This window comes from Vibrio mimicus CAIM 602, from assembly GCF_000338875.1.
Classification (GTDB): Bacteria; Pseudomonadota; Gammaproteobacteria; order Enterobacterales; family Vibrionaceae; genus Vibrio; species Vibrio mimicus.
Genome location: NZ_AOMO01000071.1, coordinates 1 through 5,089, shown reverse-complemented (window position 1 = coordinate 5,089; position 5,089 = coordinate 1). Strand labels below are relative to the sequence as shown.

Genomic DNA, 5,089 nt, shown 5'->3' with positions numbered 1-5,089 from the left:
TAACAAACGCCTCAAGAGGGACTGTCAACGCGTAGCGTTCCAGTCCCATTGTAGCCGCGGTGGTTGCAGTTGTTGTGTTTGAGTTTAGTGGTATGCGTTGCCAGCCCCTTAGGCGGGCGTTATGTGAACAAAACTGAGATTAGCGTCGAGTTTACTAATTTTTGATGCTCGACAGTGCCTGATATAGTCCAAATACTGAACCAAACTTGATACTAGAGTAAGAGGGCAATGAGGATTGTTTTAGTCTTACTTACGTTAAACCACTTAATTTATTTGTCATTTGAGTGTCTTATCGAAAGTGTAATGAGTAACGCGAGTACAGCAGGTCGAGCTCCTGGGTATGGTATAGTTTATGGTCTGCTAATTTTTCCTGTTCAATTTCTTGCCGAGTTGGTTTTATTTGTCGCTTTGTTGTATCAAGTGCTGGTAGTCCGTCAGTCACTGGTCAGTGTGTGGTATTGGTCTTGTTTTGTTTTAACGTTGTTTTTAGTTCTTGATTCTGGGTACTGACTTTAGCACGTTCACATAACAAAGCGTTTAAGAGGGACTCCCAACGCTTGGCGGTTTTGATTCTAAGTTTGAGTTTTGTGTTTACGGTGTAATGGTTTAGTTTGGTTGTAAAGCGTTGTCGCCCCTTAACGCGGCGTTATGCCTAAGGTGAAATTGATGATAAGGCAGCTTGATGCTAATGAAAAATCGGTGGTTGAACTGTCAGAGCGTTGCTTCGATGAACTTCGTCAAGTTTACAGGCCAACTGAGCTCGCAGTTAGCAATAAAAACAGTGCTAAAAGTGAGTGGAGTTGCTTTGGTTTCCATGTTGATGAGGTTTTAGTTGGAGTAGTTGAAGCTAAACAGGTTGGCTCAGAATTACAGCTTAGCTCGTTAGCAGTCGCACCAAGTTTTCGCCAAAAAGGTGTAGCTAGAAAGCTCGTAGATTTCGTTGTTACACAGTTTAAGTCTATTAACTCAGTCTCGGTTTGGTGTGTTGAGCAAACAGGTAATGTCGCAGTTTTTAAGGCACTAGGCTTTAATGTGGTTCAACGTTTTGATTCAGACTTTTTCATACTTTCCGACGGTTCAAAAGCGGTAGAAGTTCAGTTAAAACAAAAAGTAACGGCATAACAAAGCGTTTAAGAGGGACTTGGCACGCGTGGCATTTTCAATTTGCGTTGTGTTTAGTGGTTAAGGTGTTATGCAGTCACTTTTGTATTGCGTGCCTGCGCCCCTTAACGCGGCGTTATGTGTCCTCAGTGAAAATAAGACGGAACTATGTTCATAGAATCATTAAAAATCAGGCTGCGTCCACTTGAAGTGGAGGATGCTGAATCCTTTTATCAGTGGTCTGGTGATAGGGAAGTGACACAATTCAGCCTATCTGCTTATGTCTATCCGCAATCTTGTTCAGATATTGCTAAGTGGTTGTCGGAGATTAATTCAAGTTCAAAGACGATTTCTTTTGGTGTCGAGTGTAAAGAAAGCCAAAAGCTGATTGGTTATGCTGGTATTTCGGGGATTAGCTCACTTAACCGAAGTGGTGAGTATTTTATCCTCATTGGTGATAAAGCATTTTGGGGTAAAGGACTCGGAACAGAAGTCACGCGTTTAGTCACTAACTATGGATTCCGAGAGCTTGGCTTACATCGAATAGAATTGACCGCATATTGTGACAACGTAGCGGCAATCAAAGCGTATGAAAAAGCAGGCTATCAGCACGAAGGTATCAAAAGAGAATCGGGCTATCGCAATGGCCGATTCATGGACAAAGTCCAAATGTCAGTTTTATCGCGAGAGTGGCCGGCCACATAACAAACGCCTCAAGAGGGACTGTCAACGCGTGGCGTTCCCAGTCCTAGTGAGCTGCGGTGGTTACGGTTGTTGTGTTTGAGTTTAGTGGTAGTGCGTTGCCAGCCCCTTAGGCGGGCGTTATGCGATAGGTGTTTTGTATTTGCTATAATTTGCTTTTACAACGTCATTTTTGCTAAGGAGAGCGTATATGGAGAGGGTAATACTAGTTGTAGCGATAATTTTATTGGCAGGAGCATCGGGTTGGCTTTGGTTTGAAAACCATAGCTTAAATAAACAAGTCGAAGAAGAAATACAAAAATCTAAGATCTCTGTAAGTGCAACAATGCTTTCCAAAGCTACAGAATTCACATTCATGAAAATCACAGCGAACTATACCTATCATATGAAGCAAAAGGATCTAGGACCAAGGAAAGGAAAGTGGGAGGCAATTTACACTTGGGATTACCCTTTTAATTTTGGATACAAAATAGAAGATGAATGGAACTGGTGCATTAAAGTAGATGAAGAAAATCGAACCGTTAGTATTAATGCCCCTCGAATTAAACAGTTAAATGAGTCAGCGGCTTCTCCTAAAGTTGAGGTGATTTTTAATGGAGGCGTTCGAGCAACTCAAATTGCAGCACAGGAGTGGATGGTTGTTTTAGCTAATCAAAAGGTAAAGGAAACAGCTGAAGCATACCTCAACAATCAAACTGTTAAAGATTCAGTGAGGAAGGCTCTAGCATCGTTCTTTCGCGGAATCCTCAATGATGCACGCAAAGGAATGAAGCCAATTAATGAAGTGATCGTTAATATTGAAGACGATAATTTATGTGCAAACTAATCGCATAACAAACTGTTTAAGAGTGATTCGCAACGCGTGGCATTTTTGCTATGCGTTGCGTTTTGTGTTTAAGGTGGTATGCGGCGGCATCGGTATTGCGTTGCTCACACCTTAACAGGGCGTTAGTTGTCTCAATCGATGGAAACATTTGATGAAAATAGAAGAAAGCCTGCTTCATGTTAGTGAGCATATCCAGAAGGAAAATTGGAAATCTTATTCATGGACCGATCAAAAAGCATTTGTATGTTCAGTGATGGCGAATCTTGCTTACACTAAAATCTCTGAGTGGGAGTTGGAAGAACACAGCAATGTGAAACTGTTGCCATCACATACCTATTATGAACTACTGAAAAGCAAAAGAATAAATTCTCAAAAGTACTTCAGTTTGTTGAAAACTGACGAGCATTTGCTAATTGAAAGACCTGGGGCTGTTCTAGTTGCGACGAAAATTAACAATGTGGTTTTTATTGCAATGCGTGGAACTCGCTTGCTAAGTATTAGTGACTGGCGAGTAAACCTAAATGCTAAAAAGGTTTCTCCATTTCCTCCACATCAAGGAGTAAAAGTACATAAAGGGTTCTATCTTGAGGCAAAGTCATTTCACGAAGAGTTAGTTGATGAAATGCACAAGAGAGAATGGGATAAATTCCCTGTTTATTTTGTGGGGCACTCTTTAGGCGGTGCGTTGGCTGCAATTACTTACGCTATGTATGATAATTACTGGCTTACTTCTAATGTACATAGAAGGTTGTTGCGTAATAATCATTGTGCATGTTACACATTCGGTATGCCTCGTTGGGGTAACGCTAACGCAATTGCAGTACTTAAGTCTCCAACTCACTTTTTTGTTGAAAATGATCCAGTTCCTCACGTACCAACTACATCCTTAGGGTATAGTGACTGCACGAATAATATTTCCATTGACTCTAACTCATTCAGCTATGTTAAATATAACGGGTTGTTGGTCCAAATTAAGGATTATCTTCATCTCACGGTATCTAACAAGTTCAAAGATCACTTCATCGAGACATATGTGGAAAGGTTATTTCAAAAACTTTAGCCCCAACAACTAACAAACTGTTCAAGAGGGATTCGCAACGCGTGGCATTTTTACTATGCGTTGGTTTTAGTGATTAAGGTGGAATGCGACGGCTTCGGTATTGCGTTGCTCACCCCTTAACAGGGCGTTAGTTTACCAATCAAGATCGTCACCCCAAATCCAAATCTAGGGTGAAATCTTGATTACAAGTGGTTCTGAGGAAGCTGTGACTGACCGAGTACAGCGACAACTAAAATGAAGCCATCCTCTTTTGTAAAGTAAGCGGTATGTTTGCCCACAGGGAAATAGAATCCGCTTGGGTAAATGTCATCACAACTGCGACCAACAGCTGGATTATCAGCAAGCATTTGAAACCCAGTTAGTAACGTATCTTTGTAGCTTCGCCACTGCATCTCGGAGAAGTTGTTAACGGTATAGCTTTTGATTTTTCGTAAATGGGTCTGAGCCAATTTACTCAGTTTGTATTTATTCTTTTGCATATAGGGTTATAAGGCGTTTAAAAAGTCTTCACCATCAACCACATTGCCTTGTGCTAAGTCTTGTTTAGCTGACTCGAAACAATGTTTAAGGTAGTCAGTTTTCATTGCCTCTAGTTCTTCATAGTCCTTGATAGACATTACAACTACGGCATCTTTGCTGTTTTTGCTAATCTTCACAGGCTCACGTTGGGCGCTTAGAAGTAGCTCACCAAAATTACGTTTGGCATCATTTGCTGTTAATGTATGCATGATCAATCTCCAAATTTGGAATCACAGTAAGATTATAGTTAGTCACATGAAATGGTCAATCTAATTAAATCGAGCGATTTGTGCGAAAAATAAACTAACAAACAATTTAAGAGGGATTCGCAACGCTTGGCGTTTCTGGTTCTACTTCAAATTAAGTGTTTATGGCACAATGCTTTAAGTGGGGTGGTAGCGTTGCTCACCCCTTAATTGGGCGTTAGCTTCTTAAAGCAAAAATCATCAAAATCTGGGCTTAATTGTCCTGAAATTTCAGATTTTAGCGTTCAAATTGCACAATTTGGCTTTCGAGCTTTTTCTTGATGCTGGTTTGGTCGAACGTGTTGAAAGTTCAGTGGTTTCAAAGTCGCTGAAAACTAGCAAGCCTCGATGCTTCAACGTTGTTGGATGTTCAACACTCAAAGTTTGGTTTCACAAAAGGCTGCATTATCGCTGTGATCTGGCTTTCTTTGTCGCGGACTCTTAACCGTGGTCAACTTAACCTTGATCGTTTTGAGTTTTGGCAGCCAACTTCACAGCTTTTGGCTCTGGACGTGTGTTTGTGTGATGCGTTTGCGTAAAATGCCTTTCAAGAAAAATAGTTGAAAATCATTTTGAAACAATAGGCTACGAAGCTAACAAACGCCTCAAGAGGGACTGTCAACGCGTAGCGTTTCT

At 41.0% G+C, this 5,089-nt stretch carries 7 protein-coding genes; 5 read left to right on the top strand and 2 right to left on the bottom strand.

Features of this window, described 5'->3' with window-relative positions:
* The first annotated feature begins 666 nt into the window (after positions 1-666).
* The 4 genes from D908_RS02530 (at position 667) to D908_RS02545 (ending at position 3,689) form a co-directional block, all read left to right on the top strand.
* Positions 667-1,122, top strand: a complete 456-nt coding sequence (locus D908_RS02530) for a GNAT family N-acetyltransferase (RefSeq protein ID WP_005526998.1) — start codon at positions 667-669, stop codon at positions 1,120-1,122.
* 147 nt (positions 1,123-1,269) lie between these two features.
* A complete protein-coding gene (locus tag D908_RS02535) occupies positions 1,270-1,806 on the top strand; it encodes a GNAT family N-acetyltransferase (protein ID WP_005526996.1) in 537 nt (178 codons plus the stop codon).
* A 187-nt stretch (positions 1,807-1,993) separates the two neighbouring features.
* On the top strand, positions 1,994-2,629 hold the full coding sequence (locus D908_RS02540; RefSeq protein WP_005526994.1) for a hypothetical protein: 636 nt from the start codon (positions 1,994-1,996) through the stop codon (positions 2,627-2,629).
* Positions 2,630-2,780: 151 nt separating this feature from the next.
* Entirely contained in the window at positions 2,781-3,689 is a 909-nt protein-coding gene (locus tag D908_RS02545) for a lipase family protein (RefSeq protein WP_005526991.1), read from the top strand.
* A 182-nt stretch (positions 3,690-3,871) separates the two neighbouring features.
* On the opposite strand, the gene D908_RS02550 is transcribed toward D908_RS02545, so the two are convergent.
* Complete coding sequence (locus tag D908_RS02550) at positions 3,872-4,168, bottom strand: type II toxin-antitoxin system RelE/ParE family toxin (protein WP_005526989.1); 297 nt, start codon at positions 4,166-4,168, stop codon at positions 3,872-3,874.
* A 6-nt stretch (positions 4,169-4,174) separates the two neighbouring features.
* Positions 4,175-4,417 (bottom strand): type II toxin-antitoxin system Phd/YefM family antitoxin, encoded by a 243-nt coding sequence (locus tag D908_RS02555; RefSeq protein ID WP_005526987.1) that lies wholly within the window; start codon positions 4,415-4,417, stop codon positions 4,175-4,177.
* Positions 4,418-4,812: 395 nt separating this feature from the next.
* On the opposite strand from D908_RS02555, the gene D908_RS02560 reads away from it, so the two are divergent.
* Entirely contained in the window at positions 4,813-4,992 is a 180-nt protein-coding gene (locus tag D908_RS02560) for a DUF645 family protein (RefSeq protein WP_005526983.1), read from the top strand.
* The last annotated feature ends 97 nt before the right edge of the window (positions 4,993-5,089 follow it).